The sequence below is a fragment of the Neorhizobium descurainiae genome (assembly GCF_051400715.1).
GTDB lineage: Bacteria > Pseudomonadota > Alphaproteobacteria > Rhizobiales > Rhizobiaceae > Neorhizobium.
The window spans coordinates 1-25,301 of record NZ_JBLFFK010000001.1 but is presented as its reverse complement, the minus strand read 5'-3'; the positions used below and the strand labels follow the sequence as shown (position 1 = coordinate 25,301).

Annotated in this window: 27 protein-coding genes; 10 read left to right on the top strand and 17 right to left on the bottom strand. The window is 61.2% G+C overall.

Features of this window, described 5'->3' with window-relative positions:
* Positions 1-6 precede the first annotated feature (6 nt).
* Genes ACMGE0_RS00135 through ACMGE0_RS00125 form a run of 3 tightly spaced genes read left to right on the top strand, consistent with a single transcriptional unit; the run spans position 7 to position 2,299 of the window.
* Complete coding sequence (locus ACMGE0_RS00135) at positions 7-813, top strand: ATP-binding cassette domain-containing protein (RefSeq protein WP_436813834.1); 807 nt, start codon at positions 7-9, stop codon at positions 811-813.
* The gene (locus ACMGE0_RS00130; protein ID WP_436813833.1) at positions 810-1,679 is read left to right on the top strand and encodes an ABC transporter permease; all 870 of its coding nucleotides are present in this window, start codon (positions 810-812) and stop codon (positions 1,677-1,679) included. The genes ACMGE0_RS00135 and ACMGE0_RS00130 overlap by 4 nt, the downstream gene beginning before the upstream one ends.
* Positions 1,676-2,299, top strand: a complete 624-nt coding sequence (locus ACMGE0_RS00125) for a hypothetical protein (RefSeq protein ID WP_436813832.1) — start codon at positions 1,676-1,678, stop codon at positions 2,297-2,299. The genes ACMGE0_RS00130 and ACMGE0_RS00125 overlap by 4 nt, the downstream gene beginning before the upstream one ends.
* Positions 2,300-2,352: 53 nt before the next feature.
* On the opposite strand, the gene ACMGE0_RS00120 is transcribed toward ACMGE0_RS00125, so the two are convergent.
* The 8 genes from ACMGE0_RS00120 to ACMGE0_RS00085 form a co-directional block, all read right to left on the bottom strand.
* On the bottom strand, positions 2,353-3,720 hold the full coding sequence (locus tag ACMGE0_RS00120; RefSeq protein ID WP_436813831.1) for an aminomethyl transferase family protein: 1,368 nt from the start codon (positions 3,718-3,720) through the stop codon (positions 2,353-2,355).
* A 39-nt stretch (positions 3,721-3,759) separates the two neighbouring features.
* Positions 3,760-4,473, bottom strand: a complete 714-nt coding sequence (locus ACMGE0_RS00115) for an ABC transporter ATP-binding protein (protein ID WP_436813830.1) — start codon at positions 4,471-4,473, stop codon at positions 3,760-3,762.
* Positions 4,466-5,215 carry an ABC transporter ATP-binding protein gene (locus tag ACMGE0_RS00110; protein WP_436813829.1) on the bottom strand — a complete coding sequence of 250 codons (750 nt, stop codon included), beginning with the start codon at positions 5,213-5,215 and terminating at the stop codon, positions 4,466-4,468. The genes ACMGE0_RS00115 and ACMGE0_RS00110 overlap by 8 nt, the downstream gene beginning before the upstream one ends.
* Positions 5,212-6,225, bottom strand: a complete 1,014-nt coding sequence (locus ACMGE0_RS00105) for a branched-chain amino acid ABC transporter permease (protein WP_436813828.1) — start codon at positions 6,223-6,225, stop codon at positions 5,212-5,214. Before ACMGE0_RS00105 ends, ACMGE0_RS00110 begins: the two co-directional genes overlap by 4 nt.
* Positions 6,218-7,087 carry a branched-chain amino acid ABC transporter permease gene (locus ACMGE0_RS00100; protein WP_436813827.1) on the bottom strand — a complete coding sequence of 290 codons (870 nt, stop codon included), beginning with the start codon at positions 7,085-7,087 and terminating at the stop codon, positions 6,218-6,220. The genes ACMGE0_RS00105 and ACMGE0_RS00100 overlap by 8 nt, the downstream gene beginning before the upstream one ends.
* 88 nt (positions 7,088-7,175) lie before the next feature.
* Positions 7,176-8,375, bottom strand: coding sequence for an ABC transporter substrate-binding protein (locus ACMGE0_RS00095; protein ID WP_436813826.1), 1,200 nt, complete (start codon positions 8,373-8,375; stop codon positions 7,176-7,178).
* A gap of 229 nt (positions 8,376-8,604) precedes the next feature.
* On the bottom strand, positions 8,605-9,414 hold the full coding sequence (locus ACMGE0_RS00090; RefSeq protein ID WP_436813825.1) for a GntR family transcriptional regulator: 810 nt from the start codon (positions 9,412-9,414) through the stop codon (positions 8,605-8,607).
* Positions 9,415-9,549: 135 nt separating this feature from the next.
* Complete coding sequence (locus tag ACMGE0_RS00085) at positions 9,550-10,791, bottom strand: ROK family transcriptional regulator (RefSeq protein ID WP_436813824.1); 1,242 nt, start codon at positions 10,789-10,791, stop codon at positions 9,550-9,552.
* A gap of 307 nt (positions 10,792-11,098) precedes the next feature.
* On the opposite strand from ACMGE0_RS00085, the gene ACMGE0_RS00080 reads away from it, so the two are divergent.
* The 3 genes from ACMGE0_RS00080 to ACMGE0_RS00070 all read left to right on the top strand — a co-directional run bounded on the left by ACMGE0_RS00080 (position 11,099) and on the right by ACMGE0_RS00070 (position 14,198).
* A complete protein-coding gene (locus ACMGE0_RS00080; RefSeq protein WP_436813823.1) occupies positions 11,099-12,124 on the top strand; it encodes a sugar ABC transporter substrate-binding protein in 1,026 nt (341 codons plus the stop codon).
* 179 nt (positions 12,125-12,303) lie between these two features.
* Positions 12,304-13,383, top strand: a complete 1,080-nt coding sequence (locus tag ACMGE0_RS00075) for an ABC transporter permease (RefSeq protein ID WP_436813822.1) — start codon at positions 12,304-12,306, stop codon at positions 13,381-13,383.
* A gap of 29 nt (positions 13,384-13,412) precedes the next feature.
* Entirely contained in the window at positions 13,413-14,198 is a 786-nt protein-coding gene (locus ACMGE0_RS00070; RefSeq protein ID WP_436813821.1) for an ATP-binding cassette domain-containing protein, read from the top strand.
* A gap of 44 nt (positions 14,199-14,242) precedes the next feature.
* Here ACMGE0_RS00070 and ACMGE0_RS00065 read toward each other — a convergent pair whose 3' ends face one another.
* The 3 genes from ACMGE0_RS00065 to ACMGE0_RS00055 form a co-directional block, all read right to left on the bottom strand.
* The gene (locus tag ACMGE0_RS00065) at positions 14,243-14,998 is read right to left on the bottom strand and encodes a polysaccharide deacetylase family protein (protein ID WP_436813820.1); all 756 of its coding nucleotides are present in this window, start codon (positions 14,996-14,998) and stop codon (positions 14,243-14,245) included.
* A gap of 65 nt (positions 14,999-15,063) precedes the next feature.
* Positions 15,064-15,417 (bottom strand): EF-hand domain-containing protein, encoded by a 354-nt coding sequence (locus ACMGE0_RS00060; RefSeq protein ID WP_436813819.1) that lies wholly within the window; start codon positions 15,415-15,417, stop codon positions 15,064-15,066.
* A 15-nt stretch (positions 15,418-15,432) separates the two neighbouring features.
* The gene (locus ACMGE0_RS00055; RefSeq protein ID WP_436813818.1) at positions 15,433-15,678 is read right to left on the bottom strand and encodes a hypothetical protein; all 246 of its coding nucleotides are present in this window, start codon (positions 15,676-15,678) and stop codon (positions 15,433-15,435) included.
* Between the two features lie 400 nt (positions 15,679-16,078).
* Here ACMGE0_RS00055 and ACMGE0_RS00050 point away from each other — a divergent pair, with 400 nt between their 5' ends.
* The 3 genes from ACMGE0_RS00050 (at position 16,079) to ACMGE0_RS00040 (ending at position 18,938) form a co-directional block, all read left to right on the top strand.
* Positions 16,079-16,960, top strand: coding sequence for a helix-turn-helix domain-containing protein (locus tag ACMGE0_RS00050; RefSeq protein ID WP_436813817.1), 882 nt, complete (start codon positions 16,079-16,081; stop codon positions 16,958-16,960).
* A gap of 104 nt (positions 16,961-17,064) precedes the next feature.
* Positions 17,065-17,505 carry a lysozyme inhibitor LprI family protein gene (locus ACMGE0_RS00045; RefSeq protein ID WP_436813816.1) on the top strand — a complete coding sequence of 147 codons (441 nt, stop codon included), beginning with the start codon at positions 17,065-17,067 and terminating at the stop codon, positions 17,503-17,505.
* Between the two features lie 338 nt (positions 17,506-17,843).
* Positions 17,844-18,938, top strand: a complete 1,095-nt coding sequence (locus ACMGE0_RS00040; RefSeq protein ID WP_436813815.1) for a transporter substrate-binding domain-containing protein — start codon at positions 17,844-17,846, stop codon at positions 18,936-18,938.
* A 43-nt stretch (positions 18,939-18,981) separates the two neighbouring features.
* On the opposite strand, the gene ACMGE0_RS00035 is transcribed toward ACMGE0_RS00040, so the two are convergent.
* From ACMGE0_RS00035 to dctP, 4 genes are all read right to left on the bottom strand, one after another.
* Entirely contained in the window at positions 18,982-19,431 is a 450-nt protein-coding gene (locus ACMGE0_RS00035) for a type II 3-dehydroquinate dehydratase (RefSeq protein ID WP_436813814.1), read from the bottom strand.
* A gap of 11 nt (positions 19,432-19,442) precedes the next feature.
* On the bottom strand, positions 19,443-20,744 hold the full coding sequence (locus ACMGE0_RS00030; protein ID WP_436813813.1) for a TRAP transporter large permease: 1,302 nt from the start codon (positions 20,742-20,744) through the stop codon (positions 19,443-19,445).
* Positions 20,741-21,259, bottom strand: coding sequence for a TRAP transporter small permease (locus ACMGE0_RS00025; RefSeq protein ID WP_436813812.1), 519 nt, complete (start codon positions 21,257-21,259; stop codon positions 20,741-20,743). The genes ACMGE0_RS00030 and ACMGE0_RS00025 overlap by 4 nt, the downstream gene beginning before the upstream one ends.
* Positions 21,260-21,356: 97 nt before the next feature.
* A complete protein-coding gene (dctP, locus tag ACMGE0_RS00020; RefSeq protein ID WP_436813811.1) occupies positions 21,357-22,346 on the bottom strand; it encodes a TRAP transporter substrate-binding protein DctP in 990 nt (329 codons plus the stop codon).
* A 272-nt stretch (positions 22,347-22,618) separates the two neighbouring features.
* Between dctP and ACMGE0_RS00015 the strand changes: the two genes are divergently transcribed.
* The gene (locus tag ACMGE0_RS00015; protein WP_436813810.1) at positions 22,619-23,251 is read left to right on the top strand and encodes a GntR family transcriptional regulator; all 633 of its coding nucleotides are present in this window, start codon (positions 22,619-22,621) and stop codon (positions 23,249-23,251) included.
* Positions 23,252-23,270: 19 nt separating this feature from the next.
* Here the strand turns inward: ACMGE0_RS00015 and ACMGE0_RS00010 are convergent, their stop codons facing one another.
* Positions 23,271-24,257, bottom strand: a complete 987-nt coding sequence (locus ACMGE0_RS00010; protein WP_436813809.1) for a sialic acid TRAP transporter substrate-binding protein SiaP — start codon at positions 24,255-24,257, stop codon at positions 23,271-23,273.
* A gap of 31 nt (positions 24,258-24,288) precedes the next feature.
* Complete coding sequence (locus ACMGE0_RS00005; protein ID WP_436813808.1) at positions 24,289-25,182, bottom strand: SMP-30/gluconolactonase/LRE family protein; 894 nt, start codon at positions 25,180-25,182, stop codon at positions 24,289-24,291.
* Positions 25,183-25,301: the final 119 nt, after the last annotated feature.

The following is a 25,301-nucleotide window of genomic DNA, read 5'->3' as shown; positions in this document are numbered from 1 at the left end:
AATTCGATGAAGCTGCAATCCCGTTTCACGGAGAAACCCAGGAACGAGGAGAGAGCGGCGGTCGCCGCTCTCGAACTCGCGTCCGTCAGCTACAGCTATGGGCAGCGCAAGGCGCTCGACAATGTCTCGTTTTCCATAGAACCATCGCGGTTTACTGTCCTCCTGGGGCTGAACGGCGCCGGCAAGACGACGCTCTTCTCGCTCGTCAGCCATCTCTTTTCGCCTCGCACGGGAAACATCCGCGTCTTCGGCCAGGATATAAACCGGAACTCGGGCCCGGCGCTCAGGCGTCTCGGCATCGTATTCCAGGCCCGCACCCTCGACCTCGATTTGAGCGTCCGGCAGAATCTCCTCTATCATGCTTCGCTCCACGGCATCGGAACGCGCGTCGCACGGCAGCGTATCGACGAGCTTCTTCAATCCATCGACATGACCGACCGCATCGAGGAAAAGGTGCGCGGCCTTTCGGGCGGACAGGTGCGGCGCGTCGAGATCATTCGCGCCCTGCTGCATCGGCCTTCCCTGCTTCTGCTCGACGAAGCGACGGTGGGCCTCGACATCAAGTCGCGCGCGACCATCCTGAAAGACATCCGCGCGCTCGTTCAACAGAACGGGATCAGCGTGCTCTGGGCGACCCATCTGATCGACGAGGTCGGCCAGGCGGATCAGGTCCTCGTTCTCGACAAGGGAAGGCTCGTCGCCGACGGCCAGGTCTCGGCCATTCTTTCCGAGACCGGCGCGGAGACGATCAATCAGGCGTTCTCGAAACTGACCGGCATCACAGACATGAATGTCCGGGGAGGAAGGCCATGACCGACGCGGCCGGAACATTCGCCGGTTCATCGCCGGAGAAATGGAGAAGTTTCACCCCGATCCAGTATCTCGTCTGTCTCAGAGGCATTCTCCAGCGCGAATGGCTGCGATACCTCTCGCAGAAGGAGCGCTTCATCTCTTCGCTCGTCCGCCCCCTGCTCTGGCTCTTCATATTCGCGGCCGGGTTCCGGCAGGTGCTCGGCGTCTCGATCATCCCGCCCTACGAGACCTACGTCCTCTACGAGGTCTACATCACGCCGGGATTGTGCGGCATGATCCTTCTCTTCAGCGGCATGCAGTCCTCCCTGTCGATGGTCTATGACCGGGAGATGGGCAACATGCGCATTCTGCTCGTCAGCCCCTTCCCCCGCTGGTTCCTGCTGGTCTCCAAACTTCTGGCCGGCGTCGCCGTTTCACTCCTTCAGGTCTATGCCTTCCTGGCGATCGCCTGGTTCTGGGATGTCAAGGCGCCGGTCGAGGGCTATCTCTTGATCCTGCCCGCCCTCTTCTTCTCCGGGTTGATGCTCGGAGCACTCGGCATGCTGCTGTCATCCCTCGTCAAGCAACTGGAGAATTTCGCAGGCATCATGAATTTCGTGATCTTTCCCATGTATTTCGCCTCCTCGGCGCTCTACCCGCTCTGGCGGGTTCAGGAGGCGAGTCCACTGCTCTACAAGATCTGCGTCCTGAACCCCTTCACCTATGCGGTCGAGCTCATCCGCTTCGCCTTTTACGGACGTATCGAATGGACGTCGCTGATCGTCGTGCTGGCCGTCACGCTCGCCCTGCTCGGCGGGGCCATTCTGGCCTATAATCCCGCCCGTGGTCTGACCGTCCGCAAGCAGGATATGGGAGGAAGCCAATGAGCCGATATCTTTCCGCGATCGCAATGCTCGCAACGCTGTCCGCCGCATCGATGGCTGAGGCCGCGGCCAATACCGATCCCGAATGGCCTTGCATTCAGCGCAAGGTGCCCGAGCTTTCGATCGGCCAGGTGTGGACCGGCGAGGAACTTCCCGAAACGGCCAAACAATGGGACAAGGACCCGCGGGTGTCCGATCTCGCCGCCGAACTCGTCAAACGCAGCAATCCGATCGAGAATGCCCGCAAGCAGATTTCGGACTATGCCGTGACCCTGCCGAAGGATCAGGTGCATGAAAAGCTGGAGCAGCTTTTCATGGGCGTGTTCGACAAGATCAACATAGAGCGCGGCCAGATCATCTCCGGCATTGCACGCTATGCCGAAAGGCAGAGGCAGCTTGCCGCCGATCTCAGAAAGAGGGCGGCGGAAGTCGACAAGATGCGCACCGCGGCCGATACCGATCAGACACAGCTTGCCAGGCATAACGAACAGCTGACATGGGAGACGCGCATCTTCGAAGAGCGGGTCCAGTCGCTCACTTATGTCTGCGAGGTCCCGACGCTCATCGAGCAGCGGCTCTACAGCCTCTCCAAGATCATCGGCGAGGTCATGCAAAAAGAGTGACATTGAGACCTGTGGCGGCGAATGCCCGTCGCCGCCACGACGCGATCTAACCCTCAGCTCTGCGAGCGATAGAACTTCCGCGATGCCTCGTGGATAGGCCAGGGATGCACCGTCGCGCCGACGAAAACCTGCCGGTGGCGTTCGACATTCGGCTTGCTCGTGCCTCCGTTCGGCTCACCCCATATCACATCCACAACTGTCTCGGGCGTGGCGAACTCCTCCGGAAGAATGGCAAGCGAAATCCAGGCCCTTTCGTTGGAGGAGAAGACCGGGCTGATCGAAATGCCGATATCCTTGCCGTCCACTTGGACGCGGTCATAGGGGTGCGTCGCATAGTAGGCCGACGGCATTTCCATGTATTTCGGTGGATCGCCGTCTTCCATCATGCCGCCGAACACTTTCAGGATGTCGTCCCTCTCCCAGACCAGCGTCACCTTGCGGCGGTGGGGCCCGTTCGCCATCTTCTCCAGCGCATCGCGGCCGATGAAGTCGTGGTCGAACTTGACGACACGGCCGTAATCAAGATCCCAAGGGGTCAGGTAATAATCCTCGATCCGTTCACTGGAGAAGCTGCCGCCGAGCGAGGAGACGCCTTCGAAACTGTTGACGGCGAGCCATTCGCGGTAAGGCTTCATCTTCTCGCCCGTATAGATCGCCGGCAGCGGCGACGGCACCCAGCCGGATTCGGCAGCCGCCGAGGAATAGGCACGCGCACCGACCTGCTTCAGCCCGAATTCCTTCCCGGCTTCGAGCAATGCGGCCTTCACCTTGGCGCCGTCCTCGAACGGTCCCCAGAGCTCCAGGCCCTGCGCGCCGCCCATGCCGTGGGAAAGCGTGCGCGCCTTGCAGCCGGCAATGGTGATCTCGCCCATGTTGAAGAATTTCGTCGTCAGCGGCCCGCCGTCATTGACCTTTTCGAGCAGCTGCAGCGCATTCGGTCCCTGCACTTCGTAACGGTAAGTCTTGCGCGGCTTGTCCGGATTGTCGAGCTTGCGCTCGTCGCGCTCGACCGTGACGTTATAGCCGCCAGTCTCCGCATGGTACTGGATCCAGTTCGGCAGGACCGGACGCCCGACGATATTGAACTCGTCGTCTTCCAGACCGAAGATGATCGCGTCGCCGATGACATAGCCGTCGTGGTTGCAGCAGACGATCTGCTTGGCCTTGTTGCGGCCGAAATTGGCGAAACTGTTGACCGCAAGATCCGAGACGAGTTTCAAAGCATCGGGACCGCGGACATAAAGATCGGTCATGTGGAAGGACTGGTCCATCAGCGCCGCGCTCTGCCGCCAGGCCTGCTGCTCCTCTATCCAGTTGGTGAATTCCGGAGGAACCGGGAACTGATACCGCCCCGTCTGCGCGTTCTGCAGCATGGTGACGGGATTGCCTGCCGCTTTAATTCTGTCCTCAAGAGTTTTCATCTTGCTCCATCCACTTCTGGTTTCGATTGCAGAGAAAAATCACGCACTCTCGGCGCCGAGCCCGATCAGCGCCTCCATCAAGTCCGGCGCGGCCTTGAGCTCGCGGCTCGATCCGCTCCAGGAGACGCGGCCGCGATCGAGCACGATCGCCGCCTCGGCCATTTCGAGCGCCAGGTCGACATGGTGCTCGACAACGATGGAGGCAATCGCGCCTTCGGTGCGGATGCGGTTGATCGCATCGACAAGGAGATCGACGATGACCGGAGCCAGTCCCTCGAACGGCTCGTCGAGCAGGAGCAGGGACGGGTTGCCGGCAAGCGCCCGGCCCATCGCCAGCATCTGCTGTTCGCCGCCGGAAAGCTGACCGCCGCCATTGCTGCGCCGTTCGTAGAGCCGCGGGAAGAGATCGTAGATGCGTGCAATGGTCCACTCGCCGGGCCGCGCCGCGACCTTGAGATTTTCCTCGACGGTGAGCGAACGGAAGATCTCGCGCTGCTGCGGCACCAGGGCCATCCCCATCTGATTGCGATGATGCGGCTGCATCGCGCTGACATCCTTCCCCTTGAAGACGATGCGGCCGCCGGTCCGCGCGGTCAGGCCCATGATCGTCTCGATCAGGGTTGTCTTGCCGACGCCATTGCGGCCGAGCAGCGCAAGGGTGCTCTTCCGAGGCAGCGAAAACGACACGTCGTGCAGTACGCGGACGGTGGCGTAACCCGAACCGACGGTCTCGACGGAAAGAACCTTATCCATGGCGCCGCCCCAGATAGACATCGCGCACACGCTGGTCCTTGCGCACCGCCTCCGGCGTTCCGGTGAGCAGCACCCGCCCGTCGACCAGAACGGTGATCGTCTCCGCGAAGCGGAACACCAAGTCCATGTCGTGCTCGATGATGAGCACCGAGACCGTGTCCGGCAGCCCCTTCAGGAGGTCTAGCAACATCTCGACGTCCTTGGCTGCAAGCCCGGCCGCTGGCTCGTCAAGCAGCAGCACGTTCGGCCGAAGTGCGAGCGCCAGCGCCACCTCGACGATACGCTGCCGGCCATAGGACAGGTTTGAGACCAGCCGGTCGGCGGTATCGGCGAGATTGAGGCGCAAGAGATGCTCCTCGATCCGCGCAGCCAACCCGGAATCCTTGCTGATATTGCCGAGGACCCGCGCATCCGCCCCGTCATGGGCGGTCATGGCCAGCGCCACGTTCTCTGCAACCGTCATCGTCGAAAAGAGGGAATTGATCTGAAAGGTGCGGGCAAGCCCTCGCTTCACCCGCTCCGCCTGGGAAAGGTTGCCGATCTCACGGCCTTCGAGCATGATCTCCCCGCCGCTCGGTTTCAGGACGCCGGTGATCAGGTTGACCAGCGTCGATTTGCCGGCGCCATTCGGACCGATCAGCGCATGGCGCGCGCCGGCGGCCAGAGTGAGCGATACGTCCCTCGTCACCTCCAGCCCGCCGAAGGCCTTTTTCAGGTTGCGGATCTCCAGCGCGAGGCTCATGACTTGCGCTCCCGGCCACGAAGTTGCTGGGTCAGTGCCGAGAAGCGCCCGGCGATGCCGTCCGGTGCCAGCCAGACGGTGAGAACGATCAGGCCGCCGAGGATGAAGAGCCAGTTGAACGGGTCGATGGCGGCGGCGCGGTCGGACAGCACGACAAACACGATCGAACCGATCACCGCGCCGTAAAGCCGGCCGATGCCGCCGAGGATCAGCACGATCAGGACATTGCCCGAGAGCGTGAAGGCAAGCGTGTTGAGCCCGACGAGCTTGGTCACCTGGGCCGAGAGCGCTCCCGCGATACCCGCAAGCGCGCCGGAAATCGCATAGAGGAGAACAAGGCGGTTCAGCACCGGCACGCCGAGCAATTGCATACGCTGCGCGTTGGCGCGGATGCCACGGGCGGTGAGGCCGAAATTCGAGTTGGCGACGATCCGCGCGATCAGGAAGACGATGATGAAGATGCTGACGCTATAGACATAGGCTGTCCGGCCGAAGAGATCGAAGCGGAACAGGCCGAAGACCGGATCGATCCGGTAGCCGCTGAGGCCGTCGTCGCCGCCGGTGACCGCGCGCATGCTGTTGGCGAACTCGTGCACCATGGTGGCGCAGGCGAGCGTCAGCATCACGAGCGTCAGTCCCTTCGCCCTCAGCACCACGACGCCGCTGACGATGCCGAAAATGCCGGCCGCGATTGCCGCCACCAGCAATCCGGAGATCGGCTCCTGCCAGACATGCAGCGCATAAAGTCCGGCCGCATAGCCGCCGATGCCGTAGAAGACCGCATGGCCGAGCGTCTCGATGCCGCCATAGCCAAGGGCAAGGTCGAGCGAGATCGCGAAGATGATCATGATCGCCACCTGCGTCGCGAGCGGCAGATAGCCCGGCAGCAGGTAATAGACGGCGACGAAAACGACGAGCATGACGATTTCGAACCAGCCGAAACGGTGGGTCCTGAGCGCCGAACGCATCTCCGGAAATGAGGCTCGGATGGTATTGTCGGGCTCACGCATTTTGGAAAAACCCCCTCGGCCGGACCAGCAGGAACGCAAAGACCGTGACGTAGATCACGAAGCCGCCGAACTCCGGCACAAAATAGCGCCCGAACGTGTCGATCAGCCCGAGCGCCAGCGCAGCGACCAGCGATCCCTTCAGGCTTCCGAGACCGCCGACCGTCACGACCATCAGGACCAGGACGAGATATTTGAGTGCGTAGAAAGGTTCGAGCGGCAGCATCTGGGCGCCGAGCACGCCGCCGAGCGCCGCCAGCCCGCAACCGGCCGCGAAGGCGACCGAAAGCAGCCGGCCGACATCGATCCCCGAGGCCCGAGCCATACGCGGATTGTCGATAGCGGCGCGCAGCTTGGCACCGAACATCGTCCACTCGAAAGTCGCCCAGAGAAGCACTGCGACGCCGGCGCTGACCGCGACCAGAAAGATGCGGTATTTCGAAATGCTCAGTCCGCCGGCCAGCCAGACGCCGTTCAGAGCCTCCGGCACCGGAATGTTCTGCATCAGCGAGCCGAAGATCAGGTTGATCGTCGCCACCATCAGATAGGTGAGGCCGAGCGTCATCAGAATCTGGCCGAACTCATGCGTCCGGTAGACGACCCGGTAGATCGTCTGTTCGAGCAGGTAGCCGACCGCCATGGTGAAGAGGATGGCGATCGGCACGGCGACCAGCAGAGTCAGGCCCATCCACGAGGTCAAGGCCAGCGCCGCATAACCGCCGATCATCGCGAAACCGCAATGTGACAGGTTGACGATGCGCATGATCCCGAGCGTGACGGTGAGGCCCGACGCGATGAGGAACAGGATCATTCCGTAGGACGCGCCATCTATGAACAAGGATAACAAGGTCGATAGCGACGGCATCGATCTACCCGCTCGTTCGAATTCAACGATCGTTCGGCCCGGATCGGGGCCGGCTCAAGTGTCCAATCCGGTCTATTTTCCGGCCGGCCTATTTTTCCGGATTGAGTTCCTTCCACGGATCCTTCACCGCCTCCTGGGTGGCGAGCGTCCTGTTGTAGAGCACGCCGTCGGCGCGCTTTTCGACCACCCTCAGATAGACGTTCTGGATGATGTCGCGGGTATTGGCGTCGATGGTGACCGGACCGCGCGGGCTCTGGATCGTCAGGCCCTTGATGCTGTCCATCGCAGCCGTCCCATCCTTCTCGCCCTTGGTCGCCTCGATCATGTGATAGACGAGCGCAAGGCCGTCATAGGCGGCGACGGTCGCGAGATTGGGCAGGCCCTTCGCGCCGTATTTCTTCGTCAGCGCCTCGACGAAGGCTTTGTTTTCCGGGTTGTCCTGATAGGGACTGTAAGTGAAGACCGAATGGATGCCGACGGCGGCATCACCCAGCGCCGGAAGATCGGTTTCCTGCACCTCGGCCCCGACATAGACATCGATCCCCGCCTTCAGGAGACCGCGATCCACATAGGCCTTGAGGAAACCGACGGACATCGGCCCGACCGGCATGAAGACGAGCGCCACATCCGGCTTGGCTTCCTGGATGCGGAGCAGATAGGTCGAGAAATCCGTCGTGCCGAGCGGCACCTTGATCTCCTCGAGGATCTTTCCGCCCTTCTTCTCGAAGCCGTAGCGGAAGGAATCGAGCGCGTCCTTGCCCGGAGCATAATCGGCCGAGACGATGACGGCGGTCTTCTTGCCCTGATCAAAGGCATATTCGCCCGCCGGTGCCGCCACCTGCCACTGGGTGAAGCCGGTACGGGTCAGGAATTCCGAAGCGCGCGTCACGGACGACGTACCGGAATTGAGATTGATGATCGGGACTTCCGCTTCCGTGGCGATATCGGCGACCGCCAGGATGGTCGGCGTGAATTCGAGCCCGATGATATACTGGACGCCATCGCGGACGACGAGTTCCTGGGCAAGCTGCTTGGCGCGGGCCGGCTCGTTGCCGCCGACGTCGCGATAGATCAGCTCGACGTCATGGCCGGCCGCCTTGCTTTGATGCTGTTCCTGATAGAGATCGAGCGCGTTGCGGAACTGCACGCCCCAGGAGGCGTAAGGGCCGGAAAACGAGCCGAGGATGCCGACCTTGATCGTGTCCGCCATGGCCTCGGCCGACAGGACCATGCCCGCGGCGAAACACACCATACCGACGAAATGTTTGAATCTGCCTGGAAATTCCATGAGGTCTCCTCCCCTCAATGTTCAAGACATAGCTCTTCGTTGCGGCTGCTCGCGCAGCCGCGGATATTCGCAGATCGAGATTCGTATTCCTCCCGCAAGCACCTCTCACCGTCACCTGCACCAGCAGGCTACGACATTTCGAGTTGGGATACAATAACGAAATTATATGGAGAAACTTGGCCAATTTAATGCAAAATAATTGCATTAACGCATAGTTTGGATGCAAACCTTATGATTGCTTATCCTTGTCCCGAAGGAATTCGTCGATGTTGGACGCGCCCGTCCCCGGATCCACGATGGGAAGCAGACGGGATGGCCCGAGATTGAAAGGGCCCGGGCTGAGACCGAGGCTGATCTTGACGCCTTCCCCGTGTTCCTGGAACAGCCGGCCGACACGGGACACATCCTTGGCGATCAGCGCCAGGACCATATGGTGATGCTGCCAGTGCGCCTGGTGCAGGTGCTGGATACGGTCGCTCTTGGCGATGTCGTCGAACCGGATGGCGCCCGGAGCGCCGAATGGGACGCGGTCCAGCAACGAGATGATCTGCGGGACGATGCTGACGCCGGCCGCTTCCAGGATCAGGCCGTGGAATCGCGCATTCATCCGCGCATAGCGGGCTTCCCGCTCCTGCGGATCTGCATTGGAGCTGAAAATCTCGTCCCCATCCCGAAGACAGGCCTTGAGGTCGGCAATCAGTTTCGGCGAGGGACCGGCGGCGGCGATCCTTTTGGCGGCGTAAGCCTCGATGATCGACCGGAGCTCGATCGCTTCCTTTACCTCTGCAACCTTGTAGGTCCTGACGCGATAGCCGCGAGGTCCGGTCCGCTCGAGAACGCCTTCCTCGACCAGGATGGCAAGAGCCGTGCGGATCGGCGTGCGGGAAACCCCCAGAGCCTCCGCGAGGCTGGCCTCGGAGAGCTTCTCGTCGGGACCGATCTTTCCATCGACGACCCAGGCCCGCAGGGTATCGATGACGTGCTTCTGACGGCTTTCCTGCCTCTCATCACCGGCCGGGACCCTCTCGAAAGGCACCATATCGTCTGCTCCACGGCATTTCGTATGCGATCAAACACGACCTGAGGCGACGCCTCTCCGATAGCGTATGTAAGATGACAAGGTATTCGGTAGCAACACGAACCGCAGACCCGCAGCGACTGAGACGTTCGCCGGTCATGAGGAAGGATCGTCGCGCACCTCTTTGAAAAGCACGCTCTGATCGGTGAGATATTTCGCGAAGATCGGCAGGCTGGCCCCGCCGATCGCCCGCGCATGCGAGCCGACCTTGCCTTCGATGATATCGGGGATGATCACGCCCTGGAGATCGAGCCGCGCCACGGCCTCGATGGTCGAGGCGACGATGCGCTTGCGCACCCAGGCCGGAAAACCGCCGTCGATCACCGCCGCCCCGAAGTCGATGATCGATGCCGCCGCGACGATCGCCTGCGCCAGGGCGTTGGCGGTTTCGAGAATCCAGAGATCGAGCGGCTCGCCGAAATCGATCCAGTCATCGGCGGAGTACCAGAGCGGCTGCGGATCGATGTCCCGCTCCCTTAAAAGGTTTTCTAGGACGAAGATCGAAGCTATGTCGAGCAGTTGGCGCGTCTCGCCGTCCTTGCCGCGCACGGGAAGCGGCCCCACCGCGCCGGCGGTTCCCGTGCGGCCGGAAAAGATCGCCGAATTGAGTACGATGCCGCCGCCGACGAACGAGCCGATGAAGAAATAGACGAAATCCGGATAGGCCGGTCCGACCCCGAACACCAGTTCCGCGCCACAGGCGCTCGTCGCGTCGTTCTGCAGGTAAACGGCGTGGCGGACGCGGCTTGCGATCTCCGCCTGCAGGTCCACGCCGCGCCAGGCATCCATCGCCCCCTGCGGCGCGCCGACCTCGTCCGCCCAGTTCCAGAGTTCGAACGGCGCGGCAATGCCGATCCCGGCGATCCGGCTCCGCTGCACCCCGTCCAGTTGCTCCTCCAGCCGGTCGATGCCGGAGGTGATGATGTCGATGATCTTGTCCGGCACCGGGTAGGCGTAGATCTCGTGATACTGCAGCCGGATGCGGCCGACGAAATCCATCAGCACCAGGTCAGCGCTGCGCCGGCCGATCTTCACGCCGAAGGAATAGACCGCATCGGGATTGAGCCGCATCGGCACCGAAGGCTGGCCGACCCGCCCCCGCACCGGTTCGCCGCGCAGAAGCAGCCCGTCCTTTTCGAGCGCGCGCATGATGACGGAAACGGTCTGGGCCGAAAGCCCGCTCCGGCGGGTGATGTCCGCCTTCGACATGGAGCCGTTGAGCCGCACCAGGGAAAGCACGAAGCGCTCATTATACGCCCTCACCCGCACCTGGTTCGAGCCGCCGGTGAAATTGCCCAGCGGCGCATGACCCGGCGCCATGCCATCCGATACCGACATCGGCCTCCCTCCCAGAATTCCTCCCCCGGCGCGATACCGCTTCGCAGAGCGCGATGCTTTTCGGACATCTTGGCGCGAAGCGCAAGCCGCACGGCCGGCATGGAATTCCACTTCAAGGCGGCAGAATATGCCACGGATGATAAATAATTCAATCGGAATTAATTATTGACAGCCAATTTGAACTCGTTCTTAATGGGCATGCAAGGGATGGGGCAGCCTTGGAGGAAGGCCATCTGTCGAATTCGATGGCACCCGTGTTCCACCTGTTGTCCGCGTGACGGACAGATTTCACTCTCGGGAGGAGACCATGAAGAAAACCGTACTTTCCGCCGCATTCGGCGCGCTTGCCCTCGGCGTTGCTTTTTCCGTACCGGCCGAGGCCGCGGATACATCGGCCTGCCTGATCACCAAGACCGATACGAACCCCTTCTTCGTCAAGATGAAGGAAGGCGCGACCGCCAAGGCCAAGGAACTCGGCGTGACGCTGAAATCCTATGCCGGCAAGATCGACGGCGACAGCGAAAGCCAGGTCGCCGCAATCGAGACCTGCATCGCCGACGGCGCCAAGGGCATTCTCATCACGGCCTCCGATACCAAGGGCATCGTGCCGAACATCAAGAAGGCGCGCGACGCAGGCATCCTGGTCATCGCGCTCGACACCCCGCTCGAGCCGATCGACGCCGCGGATATGACCTTCGCCACCGACAACCTGCTCGCCGGCAAGCTGATCGGCCAATGGGCCAAGGAGACGCTCGGCGACGAGGCTGAGGACGCCAAGGTCGCCTTCCTCGATCTCACGCCCTCCCAGCCCTCCGTCGACGTGCTTCGCGACCAGGGCTTCATGATGGGCTTCGGCATCGACGTAAAGGATCCGAACAAGATCGGCGACGAGGACGATCCGCGCATCGTCGGCCACGACGTCACCAACGGCAACGAGGAAGGCGGCCGCACCGCGATGGAGAACCTTCTCCAGAAGGATCCGACCATCAACGTCGTCCACACCATCAACGAGCCTGCCGCCGCCGGTGCCTACCAGGCCCTGAAGGCGGTCGGCCGCGAAAAGGACGTGCTGATCGTGTCGGTCGACGGCGGCTGCCCGGGCGTCAAGAATGTCGCCGAAGGCATTATCGGCGCCACCTCGCAGCAATACCCGCTGCAGATGGCGGCCCTCGGCATCGAAGCGATCAAGAAGTTCGCCGATAGCGGCGAAAAGCCGAAGCCGACCAGCGGCAAGGACTTCTTCGATACCGGCGTCACGCTCGTGACCGACAAGCCCGTTTCGGCGATCCAGTCGATCGACACGAAGGAAGGCCTCGGCAAGTGCTGGGGCTGATGAGGCTCTGAAAGGACGGCGGGGATGAAGTGCCGTCCCCGCCAGCCGCCGAAATTTTTGGCGGCGCATCGGATAAGGTGTAGCCTGCGAAAGCCCTGCCCCGGACCCCTCCCTCTTCCGGATCGGATATCCGGTTGGCGGAGCCCCGTGGGAGCGGGATTTCATGCGGAGGAATTTCTATGAGCGAGCCAACGGCGGCTACGCCGCATCACGACTATGAAAAGGTATTGAAGGACAGTGTGGCGGAGGTTGCCTCCTTCGACACCAACGACAAGACCCTTGTCCAGAGATTCCGGCATTTCCTGCACACCAGCCCCTCGGCGGTCTCGCTGATCGTGCTGGTCGCGGCTCTGATCGTCTTCGGCGCCCTGCTCGGCACCAAGTTCTTCTCTGCCTTTTCGCTGACATTGATCCTGCAGCAGGTGGCGATCACCGGCATCGTCGGCGCTGCCCAGACGCTGGTCATCATGACGGCCGGCATCGACCTCTCGGTCGGGGCGATGATGGTGCTTTCATCGGTCGTCATGGGCCAGTTCGTCTTCCGCTACGGCTTTCCTCCGGAGATCGCCATTCTCTGCGGTTTTGCCGTGGGGGCACTGTGCGGCTATATCAACGGCGTGCTGGTGGCGCGCATGAAGCTGCCGCCCTTCATCGTCACGCTCGGCATGTGGCAGATCGTGCTGGCGTCGAACTTCCTCTATTCGGCCAACGAGACGATCCGGGCGCAGGAAATCGAGGCGACGGCGCCGATCCTGCAATTCTTCGGCAACACGTTCCGCGTCGGAGGGGCGGTGTTCACCTACGGCGTCATCACCATGGTCCTGCTGGTGATGCTGCTCTGGTACGTCCTCAACCACACCGCCTGGGGCCGGCATCTTTACGCCGTCGGCGACGACCCGGAAGCAGCCGAGCTTTCCGGCGTCAACGTGAAGCGCATGCTGATCTCGGTCTACGTCCTGTCCGGCCTCATCTGCGCGCTGGCGGGCTGGGCGCTGATCGGCCGCATCGGCTCGGTCTCGCCGACGGCGGGCCAGTTCGCCAACATCGAATCCATCACCGCCGTGGTGATCGGCGGCATATCGCTCTTCGGCGGCCGCGGTTCGATCCTCGGCATGATGTTCGGCGCACTGATCGTCGGCGTCTTTTCGCTGGGCCTCAGGCTGCTCGGCACCGACGTGCAATGGACCTATCTTCTGATCGGCGTGCTGATCATCGCCGCCGTCGCGATCGATCAATGGATCAGGAAGGCAGCCGTCTGATGGCCCAGGAAGCGAACAAGGAAGCGAATATGCAACCAAATGCGCAACCCATTCTTGCCGCCCGAGGCCTCGTCAAGCGCTACGGCCGCGTGACCGCCCTCGACAACGCGGATTTCGATCTCTATCCCGGCGAAATCCTCGCCGTGATCGGCGACAACGGCGCCGGCAAGTCCTCGCTGATCAAGGCGATATCGGGCGCCGTCCGGCCGGACGAAGGCGAGATCACGCTGGAAGGCCGGCCGGTGCATTTCAAGTCGCCGATCGAAGCGCGGGATGCCGGCATCGAAACCGTCTACCAGAACCTCGCGCTTTCGCCGGCGCTGTCGATCGCCGACAACATGTTTCTCGGCCGGGAGATCAGGAAGCAGGGCTTCATGGGCAGGTTCCTCCGCAAGCTCGACCACGGGGCGATGGAGAAGTTCGCCCGCGCAAAGCTGTCGGAACTCGGCCTGATGACGATCCAGAACATCAACCAGGCGGTGGAGACGCTCTCCGGCGGCCAGCGGCAGGGCGTCGCGGTGGCGCGCGCCGCGGCCTTCGGCTCAAAGGTCATCATCCTCGACGAGCCGACCGCCGCCCTCGGGGTCAAGGAAAGCCGCCGCGTGCTCGAACTCATCCTCGACGTGCGCTCGCGCGGCATCCCGATCGTGCTGATCTCCCACAACATGCCGCATGTCTTCGAAGTCGCCGACCGCATTCACATCCACCGGCTTGGAAGACGGCTGACCGTCATCGATCCCAAGGAATACACGATGTCTGACGCCGTCGCCTTCATGACAGGCGCCAAAACGCCGTCCCAGCCGGTTGCAGCGTGACATCTGATGCCGGCAACCCCGGAACATCGTTTGCTTTGCGAGGGTCAGTCCGCGGCAACCGTCGTCTCGGCATATGTCGAGATGTCGCCGAACGCATAGCCCCGCTGCTTCAGTCCCGAGATCAGAGCCGTCAGGTTCGCCTCGCCATCGAAGTGACCCTGAAACATCTCGTCGTGCATGAGGAGGATGAGCCTGTTGCGCTCCGCGTCGCCGCCTTTGGCGAACACCACGTCGATTTCGGACAATAGCTGCTCGACCGGCTGCACAGGCTTGCCGGTGCTGTCGTGCAGCCATTCGTGGTCCCAGCCATAAAGATAGAAGCCTGCCGCGGCCACTTCGTCGAAATCCGGCTTTTCGAGGCCATCTTCCTTCCTGCCGAGGCCGAAATCGTCGCGCGACAGGCCGGGCAAGCGGAACACGTCGCGTCCCGGCAACCGCGCGGGGATCGGCTGCTTCGTAAGTTCCAGTGCGAGATTGGCTTCTTGAAGGTCCGCCAGAACCTGATCCGCATTGGAATAGAAATGCTTGTAGTGATTTTCGGCATGCGTATAGCTGTGGTTGCCGACTGTCACGAGCGGCATCGACTTGGCCTGCCTGACCAGCGCCAGATGGTCCGCGCTCGCCTTGGCATGGAGCCCGACCATGAACATCGCAGCCGGAACGTTTTCTGCCGCCAGCACTTTAAGGATGGTTGCCGTGCCCGTAAGGGGCCCGTCGTCGAAAGTGAGATAGACCGTCCTCTCCTGCGCCCACGCACTGGAGCCGAGCAGGAACAGGAGCGCGAGCAGTCGCAACAACATTGTGAAAACCCCTTGTGAACCGCAGGACGGCAAGGGCAGCCCCGTTCGGCGGCCCTTGTCAGTTCTTATTTCAACTGCCCGTCGCCACCGCGATCAGCGGACGCGAAATCCTTCATGACCTGGTTCAGGAACTCGTTGCGGCTCACGCGGCCGTCCTTGTTGGCGTCGAGCGACGAGAACTGATCGGGCGTCAGCATCGTTGAGACTTCGCCCTGGGCGAGAAAGCCGTCTCTATTGGCATCCAGCTTGGCGAACCCCGCGGTCATGAAGGACTGATATTCGGCCCTGCTGACGCCGCCATCCTTGTCGGCATCAAGCTGGTTGAGATGGCCCTCCTGTATTGCGGGTGCCTGCTGGGCGGTGGCCAGGCTTGTTCCGGCGATAAAGAAGAATGCGGCCGCAAAAACTGTCTTGTGCATAAGAGACCCTCCTGCTCAGCCGCAAGCCAGACGGTTGCCGAGAAAGCCTCCGCCTCCGATGCCGGCTGCCGTTGCGAGAACTTGACCGGTTCCCCCGCCAATCGTACTGCCGATCAAGCCACCGACGATCGCACCACCGACGGTGCCGGCGATACAGCCGAATTCATGATTGCGGGCCTGCACCTGGGGATCCGAACTGGACTGGCAGCCTGCGATCAACACACCGATAGCCGTCACAGCAATCGCTCGCCGCTTGATCATATCTGTCTCCTTTCAGCCATGACAAACCTCCCGCCGCTGATCTTGCCGAGCAGGAGAGCTCCGATCACGATTTCGAAACAAGAGCACAAACTTCATCAGCTTTCACGCATGCACGTCCTGCGGGCGTCAGAAAATGGTGATTTCTTGATAAATGGTTATTTTTCTATAACGCATAGGTTGCGACCCTGTGAACGAATGCGTTTCTAGCGTATCAAAAGTAGATAACCATGGCCCGGCAACTTCGCCATCTCGCCACAAAAGCGTCCAGATGAAGGCTGGAATGAGACTCCCAACTTGAATTCCGACACCGGTTGCTCAACTATCCGTTGGGGCTCGGCAACAGCGAAGAGGGATATCATGTCTGCAGGACGCGATGCAATTCCGACTTGGACGGCCGAAGTTGTCGGCTCGTGTGCGTGAACTTCTCGACAGCATCCCCGATGAATGGGGGCGTAAAGTCGAAGCCGAGAGCGGCGCCTTGACGGAGACGCGAACGGGCCCCAATTCCATCGAGTTCAAGGCGCCGGCGCACATGGTCCTGGTGATGCTGACGCCGCAGCCCGGCCGGGAAGTGGCTCTCAATTCGGATCGGACGTCGGTATTTTCCGCTCCGGTCGGAACGACCGAGATCATCCCTGCGGATGCGGAACTTTTTGCGCGCTGGAGGACGGCGAAGGAAAACCTGCTGGTCGCGCTCGAACCGGAACGGCTCTCTCGGCTGGCCGGCCTGGAATTCCAGAAAGAGGATTTCAAATTCCGTCCGCCGGCGGCGGGGCATGTCGATGAGAAGGCGCTGCTGCTGGCGAACATGATCCGGGAGGAGTTTCAGCGGGGCGAACCGCCCAACGATCTCTATTTCGATTCCCTCATCACCGTCTTTTCCACCTATCTCCTGCGCAACTATTCGACGCTTCCGGACCGCCCGATGTCCGGGAGCAGGGGAGGATTGTCCGTCAGGGCATGGCGCGAGGTGCAGGACCACATCCGGACCAATCTTGCCGAAAAACTTTCCGTCGATGAACTGGCGGGGGTGGCAGGTCTCTCACCAAGCCATTTCTTGCGTGCCTTTCGTCAAACGGCCGGCCATGCGCCGCATCAATATGTTCTGGCAGCCCGCCTCGAAGTCGCGGAGCAATTGGCACTCTCGACCGATACCCCCCTGCCCATGGTTGCAAGAATGGCGGGTTTTTCGAACCACAGTCATATGACGGCAGCGATGCGGCGGCATAAATCCACGACGCCGAGTGCGTTGCGGCGCTTACGCGCCTATCCGAGCGAATGAAAATGGGAAGAGATGTTGGACCCTGGGCCACTTTCGAGAGAGCAACCGAACCTCCGTGGCAATGATCGCCGTCTGACATCACCGTTTGAAAAAGGAGAGGGCAAATGAAATTCTCAGGCACATTTTTTACTGTGATTCTTGGCGCAGCGGCGATGATCCCGATGACCGACGTTCATGCCGATGACGCCTGCTACAACAAGGCGCAGAGTCAAAGCGCGATGACCGAATGCTCCGTCAACGATCTCAAGCCGGTCGATGACGAACTCAACAAGCTCTACAAGGAAATGGAGACGCGCCTGAAAGGCGATGACGATACGAAAAAGGCTCTCATCGACGCTCAGAAGAAGTGGGTGGCTTTCCGGGATGCGGAATGCACTCTTTCGACAATCAGGACTGCTGGCGGCAGTATCAATCCCATGAATTTCAACATTTGCGCCACTGACCTGACGTCGAAGCGCATCGACGATTTCAAGAGCTATCTGAATTGCAGCAAGGAGGCCGGGGCCGACCAGGACGACGATTGCGCGATCCCCGCGGCGAATTGACCACTTCGGAACGATCCTGGTTTTTGCGGTGACCGCGAAAGAGGGGCATCATCGTCGGGATAGCAATTCAAGGGAACTGATATGCTGCGGATGATGGTTTCGAGCTTGACCGTATTCGGCTGCCTCCTGTTGAAACCGGTCAGCGCCTATGCGCTCCTGTCCATCGCCTGGGGCTCGGCGCTCTTGCCGGCCCTTTGATCGGCAGCTTCACCATCCGGGCTGCCGATCTTCGCCGCACTCGCCTGTGGCCTTTTCGTTATCCTCGCCATGTTCGACAAGGCCGGGAGCGATACCCCCCGGCAGGAAACCGTGAGGGAGCCGACATCCGGAACGAGGCAATGAAAGTGTATTTCCGAGTGGCCTTCCTGTTTTGCGCACTGGTCGCGATGGCCGCACTCGCCCGACCGGCGGAGGCGCAGAACGAAACTTCCCCCTCCCCGCCGATCACCGTAGGTGTCTATCTGAGCCCGCCCTTCGTCACGAAGGAGGGCGAGCGTTATTCCGGAATGGCAATCGAGCTCTGGGAGGCGACCGCCAGGCCGCTCCGTCTCAACTACTCCTATCGGCAATATCCAACCTTCGACGCTTTGATCGCGGCCGTTCACGAAGGCGAGGCGGACGTGGCCGTCTCGAACCTGACGATCACCAAGGAGCGCGTCGAGCGCATCATCTTTTCGCAGCCCTGGTACGACGCGGGCCTGCGCATCATGGTGGCGGAGGGCGAGGACACGGGCTTCTGGCAGGTGCTCGGCGGGCTCGAGCGGGCGGGCCATCTTCGCGCCATGGCATGGCTCGTCTTCATCGTGGTGATCGCGACGATCGTGCTTGCGCTGTTCTGTCGCCGTTTCGACAAGAGTTTTCCGGCAAGCTGGCATGAGGGGCTGGCCGAGAGTTTCTACGAGGTCATGTCGGTCGCGACCTCGGGCAAGGTCACGCGCGCCAATGCGCTTAGCTGGATAGGACGGATTTCCGGTGGGATTTGGATGGTCTGCGGCGTGGCGGTCATCGCCTATGTCACCTCATCCGTAACCAGCGTCATGACCGCGCTGACACTGACGCACCAGATCAACTCGCTCGCCGATCTGCCCGGACGAAACGTCGGCGTGCTGGGCGGCAGCGTGGCGGAGAGCTATTCCAACGAATTGCGGCTTGCGACGAGGCCCTATCCCGATATCGACAGCGCGGTTGCGGGGCTCGCCTCCGGCGCGATCGCCGCGATCATCGGCGATGCACCCGTTCTGGAATATTACGCCCACACCAATCCGGCGACGCCGCTTTCCGTGGTCGGACCGATCTTCCATCCGGACAAATACGGTTTCGGTTTCCGGCAAGGCGACACTCTCAGCCACGAAATAACGCTTCAAATCCTCGCGCTGCAGGAGGTGGGCGAAATAGAAAGGCTTAGGCGAAAGTATTTCGGCAACGAACAGTAGCCGGCATATGCTTGCCCGAAAGCGATCGCCGAAGCCTTCGAAACTATCGCTTTTTCGCTTTGATGAGCATTTCCATTGCCTGCACGGCGACCGGATAGCCCTCGGCACCCAATCCGGCCATGACGGCTGTCGCCGTCATCGAGACATAGGATTTGTGGTAGATCGGCTCCCGCCGATGGATGTTGCTGATATGGAACTCGATAATTGGCTCCTTGAACATCTTGAGAGCGTCGAGCAGCGCCAGCGAGGTGAAGGTGAAGGCGGCGGGATTGATGATGATCCCGGCACCTTCGTCGATCGCCTCGTGCACCCAATCGATCAGCTTCTCTTCGCTGTTCGTCTGACGGAATTCCACCGGACGCTCGCCTGCCGCTTCGCGGCACATGGCTTCTATCTCGGCAAGCGTGGTGCTGCCGTAGATTTCCGGCTCGCGTTTGCCGAGGCGGTTGAGGTTCGGTCCGTTGAGAATGTAAACCGGTTTCAATTCGGACATGGCTCGCCTTCTCACCCCTGATACCCAAGCAGTCGAGGTAGCCAGAGGACGATGTCCGGCACGAACGTGATGATGATCAGGCAGACCACCATCCAGAAGATGAAAGGCGCCGCATCCTTGATAATGTCGCGGACCGGCACGCCGGAAATGTTCGTCATGATGAAGAGCAGCAGGCCGTAGGGCGGCGTCACCAGGCCCAGCATGATGTTGACGACGACGACGACGCCGAAGTGCACCATGTCGATGCCGAGCGCCTGAGCAGTCGGGATGAACACGGGCACGATGATCAGCAGGATTGCCGTCCCTTCCAGCACGCATCCGAGCAAAAGCAGCAGGACGTTGACGAGGATCAGGAAGCTCGTCCTGGACAGATCCCAACTGGTCAGCAGCACGCGCAGCGTGTCCGGGATGTTCTCGATCGTCACGACGTAGTTGAAGACGAGCGCGCCTGCGATCAGCATGCCGATCGAAGCCGCGGATTTGGCACTGAGCAGCACGGAATCGTAGAACGCCCCTAAGCTGATGCTGCGATAGACCGCCACGGAGATGACGAGGGCGTAGGCTGCCGCGAGCGCCGCCGCTTCGGTCGGCGTCGTTATGCCGGAATAGATGCAGCCGAGCAACACCACGGGCATCATCAGCGCCGGAAAGGCGCGCCAGGTGATGCGCGGGATCTCACGCAGCGGAACCGCTTCCTCCACGGGAAAGTTCTTGCGGCGCGCGGTGATCGCCACCTGCATCATCTGCAATCCCGCCATCAGAAGGCCCGGCACCATGCCGGCCAGGAACAGGTAGCCGATGGAGGCATCCGAAACGAGCGCATAGATGACCATCGGAATGGAAGGAGGAATGATCGGCCCGATGACCGAGGTGACTGCGGTGAGCGCTGCCGCATAGCTCGGCGTGTAGCGCCCGTCCCGGGTCATCATGTTCTGCATCATGCGGCCGCTGCCGGCGGCATCCGCGACGGCCGAACCGGACATGCCGGCGAACACGATGCTCTGCACGACGTTGACCTGCGCAAGTCCGCCGCGGAAGCGGCCGACCAGCACGTTGCAGAACGCAAGCAGGCGCTCCGTCATCGAGCCGACGTTCATGAACTCCGCCGCCAGGATGAAGAGCGGAACCGAGAGGATGACGTAGTTCGAATACATCCCGTTCAAAAACTGCTCTGCCACGGTGCCCATGTCGGCGCCGACGAGCAGCAGATAGAGGATCGAGCCGGTCATCATCGACAGGCCGATCGGCAGGCCGAGAAACGCGAGTACCGTGATGATGACGATCGAGATGGAGAAAGGACTTGTGAGATTCATACGCCGGAGCCCGCCTTGGTAGGATCGAAAGCCTCCGGCGCCTTGCCGCGAACAGCCTGCACGCCGAGCCAGATATAGCGGATGATCATCGCCACCGCGAAGACGATGTAGATGGAATAGAGATAGTCGAAGCGGATTTTCAGATAGGCGGTGCTCTCGACCTTCATGAAGGTAATGTAGTCGATCACCGCCGGAAGCGAGATGCCGAACAGGGCGACCAGAGCGATGGCGGATATGATCTGCATGACCCGCCGCACGTTGTCGCTGGCGCCGGCCCAGAAGAAGTCGAAGCGGATTTCCTCCACCTCCCGCACGACGAAGGCGGCGCCGAACAGGACGATCCAGATCCACAGCACGACGCTGATTTCGTTGGTCCAGCCGATCGAAAGGTTCAGCACGTAGCGGAAGACGATCTGCAGCAGGAAAGCCACAAACATAGCAAGCAGCATCAGCGCCAGAATGTTCTCGGCGCGGCCCCTCAGCCAGTTGCCGGCAGCAATCAATCGCGATTTCATCAGGAACTCCCCCGAGAGTTGGCCAACAGGCCGGGCGTATGACCGCGCCGGCCTGTCTCGCCGCATTTATATGAAGAACCCGCCGAGGCGGATCGGATCAGAGTGCCGCGACCTTCTCCAGGATGCCCTTTGGCCAGGATTTGGCGAGTTCGGAAGCGAGATATTTTTCCTGGGCGAACGTGCGGAACGCGGCGATATCCGGCTCGTAGATGGCGAGGCCGGCCTTCCTGAACTCGTCGACCAGCGTCTTTTCCTGGGCAAGGTGTTGGTCCTCGCTCCATTTCATCGCCTTCTCGGCGGCCTCCTGGAAGGCCTTCTGCTGATCCGCGCTCATCTCCTTCCAGACTTTGCTGGAAATGCAAAGCAGGTCGTAGCCGATAAGATGCGAGGTCAGCACGATCTGCGACATGACTTCGTAGAATTTCATGTTCTTGACGTTCGGCAGGGGATTGTCCTGGCCGTCGATCGCTCCGGTCTGCAGGCCGGTATAGACTTCCGCATAAGCCATCGGCATCGGGTTTGCGCCGATCGCGCTACCCAGGAACTGCCATGCATCGCCGCCCGGCATGCGGAGTTTGATGCCGGCCATGTCGGCGGGCGTGGCGATCTTCTTGTTCGGCTTCAGTCCGACCTGGCGAGCGCCGAAATAGGTGGGACCAAGGATGTGGATGCCGAGTTTCTCGTCGGCCATTTTCTTGAATTCGGCACCGGTTTCGCTCTGGAAGAACTTGGTGACATGCTGAGCGTCCCGGAACAGATACGCGGACGTCAGGACCGACCATTCCGGAATCTGGTTGGAAATGTCCTGGGGCGCAATATTGCCCATCTGCAGGTTGCCGCGCTGAATGGCGACGAGTTCAGTACCCTGCTTGAACAGCGTGCCTCCGTAGAAGGGCTCGAGCTTATATGATCCGCTGATCGCCTCGGCGAACATCTTCGTCATTTGAGCGCGGATGTCCTGCTCCGAAAAGACCGCGGAAAACTTCAGAACCGGCTTGTCCTGCGCCAGCGCGGGCAGCGGCAGGGTTGCGGCAACGGTTGCCATCGTAGCGCCGAGAAAACCGCGGCGGCTCAATTCGTATTTCATGTTGGTTCCTCCTCCTTTTGGCGGGTCGCGAGGCGATTCCGCATTATCGTCGCCCGTCCAATTCCTCCTGAATTTCCGAACGCCAGACTATTGTACGAAATAGTTCGTTTAAGTCAATCGCGCGCCGGGCGCCAAACTAAAGAAACAAGATCATACTCGGGATATCATGTCAAATTCATTTTATCATAGATTTTCGCAATTATATGATATAATCGACGTGAAACCTCGGGAGGCGAATTCTGAACAAGGAAGCAAATGAAACCGTCGGCGAAATGGCCTTCCGCCAGATCCGGCAGGACATCATATCCGGCGCCCTTCCGCCCGGCTCCAGGATCAAACTCGAGCAGGCCAAGGAACGTTATGGCGTCAGCGTATCCACCCTACGGGAGATCCTGAGCCGCCTGACGACGGAAAATCTCGTGATAGCCGAGGGGCAGCGCGGTTTCGAAGTGAGCCCTGCCTCTCAAGCGGAATTGCGCGAGCTCGGCGACCTTCGGATCCTGCTCGAAAACCATGCGATCGGCCTGTCGTTCGCCGCCGGCGACCTCGACTGGGAAGCGAGAATCGTGGCTGCCCACCACAAGCTTTTTGCCATAGAGCGACAGCTCCTCGAAGGCGACGCGTCCCGCACGGTCGATTGGGTTCGTTACGACTGGGAGTTCCATCAGGCGCTCGTATCGGCCTGCAATTCCGCCACCCTCATGGCAACGCTGTCCTCCGTATTCGACCGCTTTTTGCGTTATCACCTTCTGGCCGAAAGCTTCCGCGGCAAGCCGGTCGTGGACGACCACCGGCTTCTCTTCGAACTTGCGATGAAGCGGGATGTCGAAGGCGCGCGGGCCGTGGTGGCCCATCACGTCCGCAACGGCACCGAGCACGTGTTGAAAAGCGGCCGCATCCGCTGATGCGACCGCCGGAGCCCCTTTATAGCTTGTTGATTCGCTCCAGCATTCCTTTCGGCCACGAAGCGGAAAGCGATGACGCCAGATACTGCTTCTGGGCATAGTCCCGGAAGGCTGCGACATCGGGCTCATAGACGTCGAGGCCCTTCTCCTTGAAAAAGCCGATCAGTTCCTTTTCCTGCTTGATGTACTCGGCCGTGCTCCACTCGAACGCTTTTTTGGCGGCGTCGCGCATGCGTTTCCGCTCGCTTTCCGGCAACGCGTCGAAAGTTTTCGACCCGATCAGCAGCAGACCGAAGCCGATATTGTGGCCGGTCAGCACGATCTGGTCGGTCACCTCGTAGAACTTCATCAGCTTGTCGTTCGGCAATGGATTGTCCTGGGCATCGATGGCGCCCGTCTGCAGACCCGTATAGACCTCGGCATAGTCCATCGCGATCGGATTGGCGCCGATCGCCTTTCCGAGGAACTGCCAGCTCTCGCCGCCCGGCATGCGCAGCTTGACGCCGGCAAGGTCTTCCGGCTTCGCGATCTTCTTCGATCCCTTCAGGTTGACATGGCGCGCGCCGTAATAGGCTGGCGCAAGTATCTCGACCTTGAGCTTGTCGCGGGCGGCCTGGCGGAATTCCTCGCCGATATCGCTTTCGAAAATCTCGTTCAGGTGGTCCGCGTCGCGCACCACATAGGCGGCTCCCAGGATGTCGAATTCCGGTGCCTGCTTGGCGAAATCCGACGGCGGCAGCATCGCCATTTCCAGGTTTCCACGCTGGACGGCGACAAGCTCCGTGCCCTGCTTGAAGAGCGTCGAGCCGAAATAGCCCTCGAACTGATAGTCGGCGCCGATCTCCTTGGCGAAAATATTGGTCAGCGCCAGTGAACGCGGCGCATCCGCCGTGGTCACATCGGCGAAGCGCAACTTCGTCGCCGCAAGCGCCGCGCCGGGAACAATGGCCATGGCGGCGAATGCGGCCGACCCCGCCAATACCTGTCTTCTCGATAAAGTCTGCATCTTCTCCTCCTACAGCGCTCCCGGCGCCTCCTCAAATGCCGAACCGGTTCTCCGCCAGCCCTTTCGCAATTCCTTCGACGGCGAACACGCTCCCCGCCAGCGGCTCAGCCGCAAGCTGGTCTTCCGACAGGAACTTGGACGCGGTGGTGATGAACAACGTGCCGAAGTCCTTGCCGCCGAAGCAGACGCAGGTCGGGTTGGTGACCGGCATGCGGATGACGGTGTCTATGCGGCCGTCGGGGGCATACCGGACGACCCGGCCGCCGCCGAAGAATGCGGTCCACAATCCGCCCTCCGCATCGAAACAGGCGCCGTCCGGCCGGTCGCCGGTCTTCGAATAATCCGCGAACAGGCGGCGATTGGAGATGGCGCCGGATTGCGGGTCCATATCGAAGACCCAGCTCCGATAGCGGCGCGTATCGGTGAAATGAAGCCGGCGGCGGTCCGGGGAGAAGGCGATCCCGTTGCTGACGATCACGTCGTCGAAGATCTTCTCGACCGTGCCGTCCGGATCGACGCGGTACAGCGCGCCGTTCGGGCGATGCAGCCGGTTGTCCATGGTGCCGATCCAGAGGCGCCCCCAGGCATCGACACGGCCATCGTTGAGGCGGTTGTCGATATCCTTTTCGACATCGGCGAAATGGTGCGGCACGCCATCGCCATTCCGCGTGTAGAGCGACAGGTCGCGGGCGAGAAGATGGCCTCCGGAAACCGTCAGCGCCTGACTGCCGAGAAACGTCGCCTGCGTATCCGCGAATACGTCATGCTTTCCCGATGCCGGGTCAAAGCTCTGCAGCTTCGGCTTCTCGATATCCACCCACCAGAGTTTCTGCGTGCGGTCGCACCAGAGCGGCGTTTCGCCGAGCCGGTCTGCCGGGCGCACGACACATTCGAGTTTCCCGGCCGGGATGATCCTCTCAACCATGAAAGTCTCTCATCCTTTCGGCATCCCTTCTGGGCGCATGTATTTTTTGAGGGCAGCGATGCGGAAGATGGCGTTGGGGGCGCCGTAGCCTCTGTAGCCGCGGCGCTCGACGATCTCGA

Coding starts and splice junctions, on each gene's coding strand:
- ACMGE0_RS00080 (WP_436813823.1), top strand. CDS start 11,099: ATGAAGAAAACCGTACTTTCCGCCGCATTCGGCGCGCTTGCCCTCGGC.
- ACMGE0_RS00110 (WP_436813829.1), bottom strand. CDS start 5,215: ATGAGCCTCGCGCTGGAGATCCGCAACCTGAAAAAGGCCTTCGGCGGG.
- ACMGE0_RS00060 (WP_436813819.1), bottom strand. CDS start 15,417: ATGCACAAGACAGTTTTTGCGGCCGCATTCTTCTTTATCGCCGGAACA.
- ACMGE0_RS00120 (WP_436813831.1), bottom strand. CDS start 3,720: ATGAAAACTCTTGAGGACAGAATTAAAGCGGCAGGCAATCCCGTCACC.
- ACMGE0_RS00040 (WP_436813815.1), top strand. CDS start 17,844: ATGAAAGTGTATTTCCGAGTGGCCTTCCTGTTTTGCGCACTGGTCGCG.
- ACMGE0_RS00085 (WP_436813824.1), bottom strand. CDS start 10,791: ATGTCGGTATCGGATGGCATGGCGCCGGGTCATGCGCCGCTGGGCAAT.
- ACMGE0_RS00135 (WP_436813834.1), top strand. CDS start 7: ATGAAGCTGCAATCCCGTTTCACGGAGAAACCCAGGAACGAGGAGAGA.
- ACMGE0_RS00075 (WP_436813822.1), top strand. CDS start 12,304: ATGAGCGAGCCAACGGCGGCTACGCCGCATCACGACTATGAAAAGGTA.
- ACMGE0_RS00010 (WP_436813809.1), bottom strand. CDS start 24,257: ATGCAGACTTTATCGAGAAGACAGGTATTGGCGGGGTCGGCCGCATTC.
- ACMGE0_RS00130 (WP_436813833.1), top strand. CDS start 810: ATGACCGACGCGGCCGGAACATTCGCCGGTTCATCGCCGGAGAAATGG.
- ACMGE0_RS00030 (WP_436813813.1), bottom strand. CDS start 20,744: ATGAATCTCACAAGTCCTTTCTCCATCTCGATCGTCATCATCACGGTA.
- ACMGE0_RS00090 (WP_436813825.1), bottom strand. CDS start 9,414: ATGGTGCCTTTCGAGAGGGTCCCGGCCGGTGATGAGAGGCAGGAAAGC.
- ACMGE0_RS00025 (WP_436813812.1), bottom strand. CDS start 21,259: ATGAAATCGCGATTGATTGCTGCCGGCAACTGGCTGAGGGGCCGCGCC.
- ACMGE0_RS00015 (WP_436813810.1), top strand. CDS start 22,619: ATGGCCTTCCGCCAGATCCGGCAGGACATCATATCCGGCGCCCTTCCG.
- ACMGE0_RS00045 (WP_436813816.1), top strand. CDS start 17,065: ATGAAATTCTCAGGCACATTTTTTACTGTGATTCTTGGCGCAGCGGCG.
- ACMGE0_RS00005 (WP_436813808.1), bottom strand. CDS start 25,182: ATGGTTGAGAGGATCATCCCGGCCGGGAAACTCGAATGTGTCGTGCGC.
- ACMGE0_RS00125 (WP_436813832.1), top strand. CDS start 1,676: ATGAGCCGATATCTTTCCGCGATCGCAATGCTCGCAACGCTGTCCGCC.
- ACMGE0_RS00095 (WP_436813826.1), bottom strand. CDS start 8,375: ATGGAATTTCCAGGCAGATTCAAACATTTCGTCGGTATGGTGTGTTTC.
- ACMGE0_RS00115 (WP_436813830.1), bottom strand. CDS start 4,473: ATGGATAAGGTTCTTTCCGTCGAGACCGTCGGTTCGGGTTACGCCACC.
- dctP (WP_436813811.1), bottom strand. CDS start 22,346: ATGAAATACGAATTGAGCCGCCGCGGTTTTCTCGGCGCTACGATGGCA.
- ACMGE0_RS00105 (WP_436813828.1), bottom strand. CDS start 6,225: ATGCGTGAGCCCGACAATACCATCCGAGCCTCATTTCCGGAGATGCGT.
- ACMGE0_RS00065 (WP_436813820.1), bottom strand. CDS start 14,998: ATGTTGTTGCGACTGCTCGCGCTCCTGTTCCTGCTCGGCTCCAGTGCG.
- ACMGE0_RS00035 (WP_436813814.1), bottom strand. CDS start 19,431: ATGTCCGAATTGAAACCGGTTTACATTCTCAACGGACCGAACCTCAAC.
- ACMGE0_RS00100 (WP_436813827.1), bottom strand. CDS start 7,087: ATGCCGTCGCTATCGACCTTGTTATCCTTGTTCATAGATGGCGCGTCC.
- ACMGE0_RS00070 (WP_436813821.1), top strand. CDS start 13,413: ATGCAACCAAATGCGCAACCCATTCTTGCCGCCCGAGGCCTCGTCAAG.
- ACMGE0_RS00055 (WP_436813818.1), bottom strand. CDS start 15,678: ATGATCAAGCGGCGAGCGATTGCTGTGACGGCTATCGGTGTGTTGATC.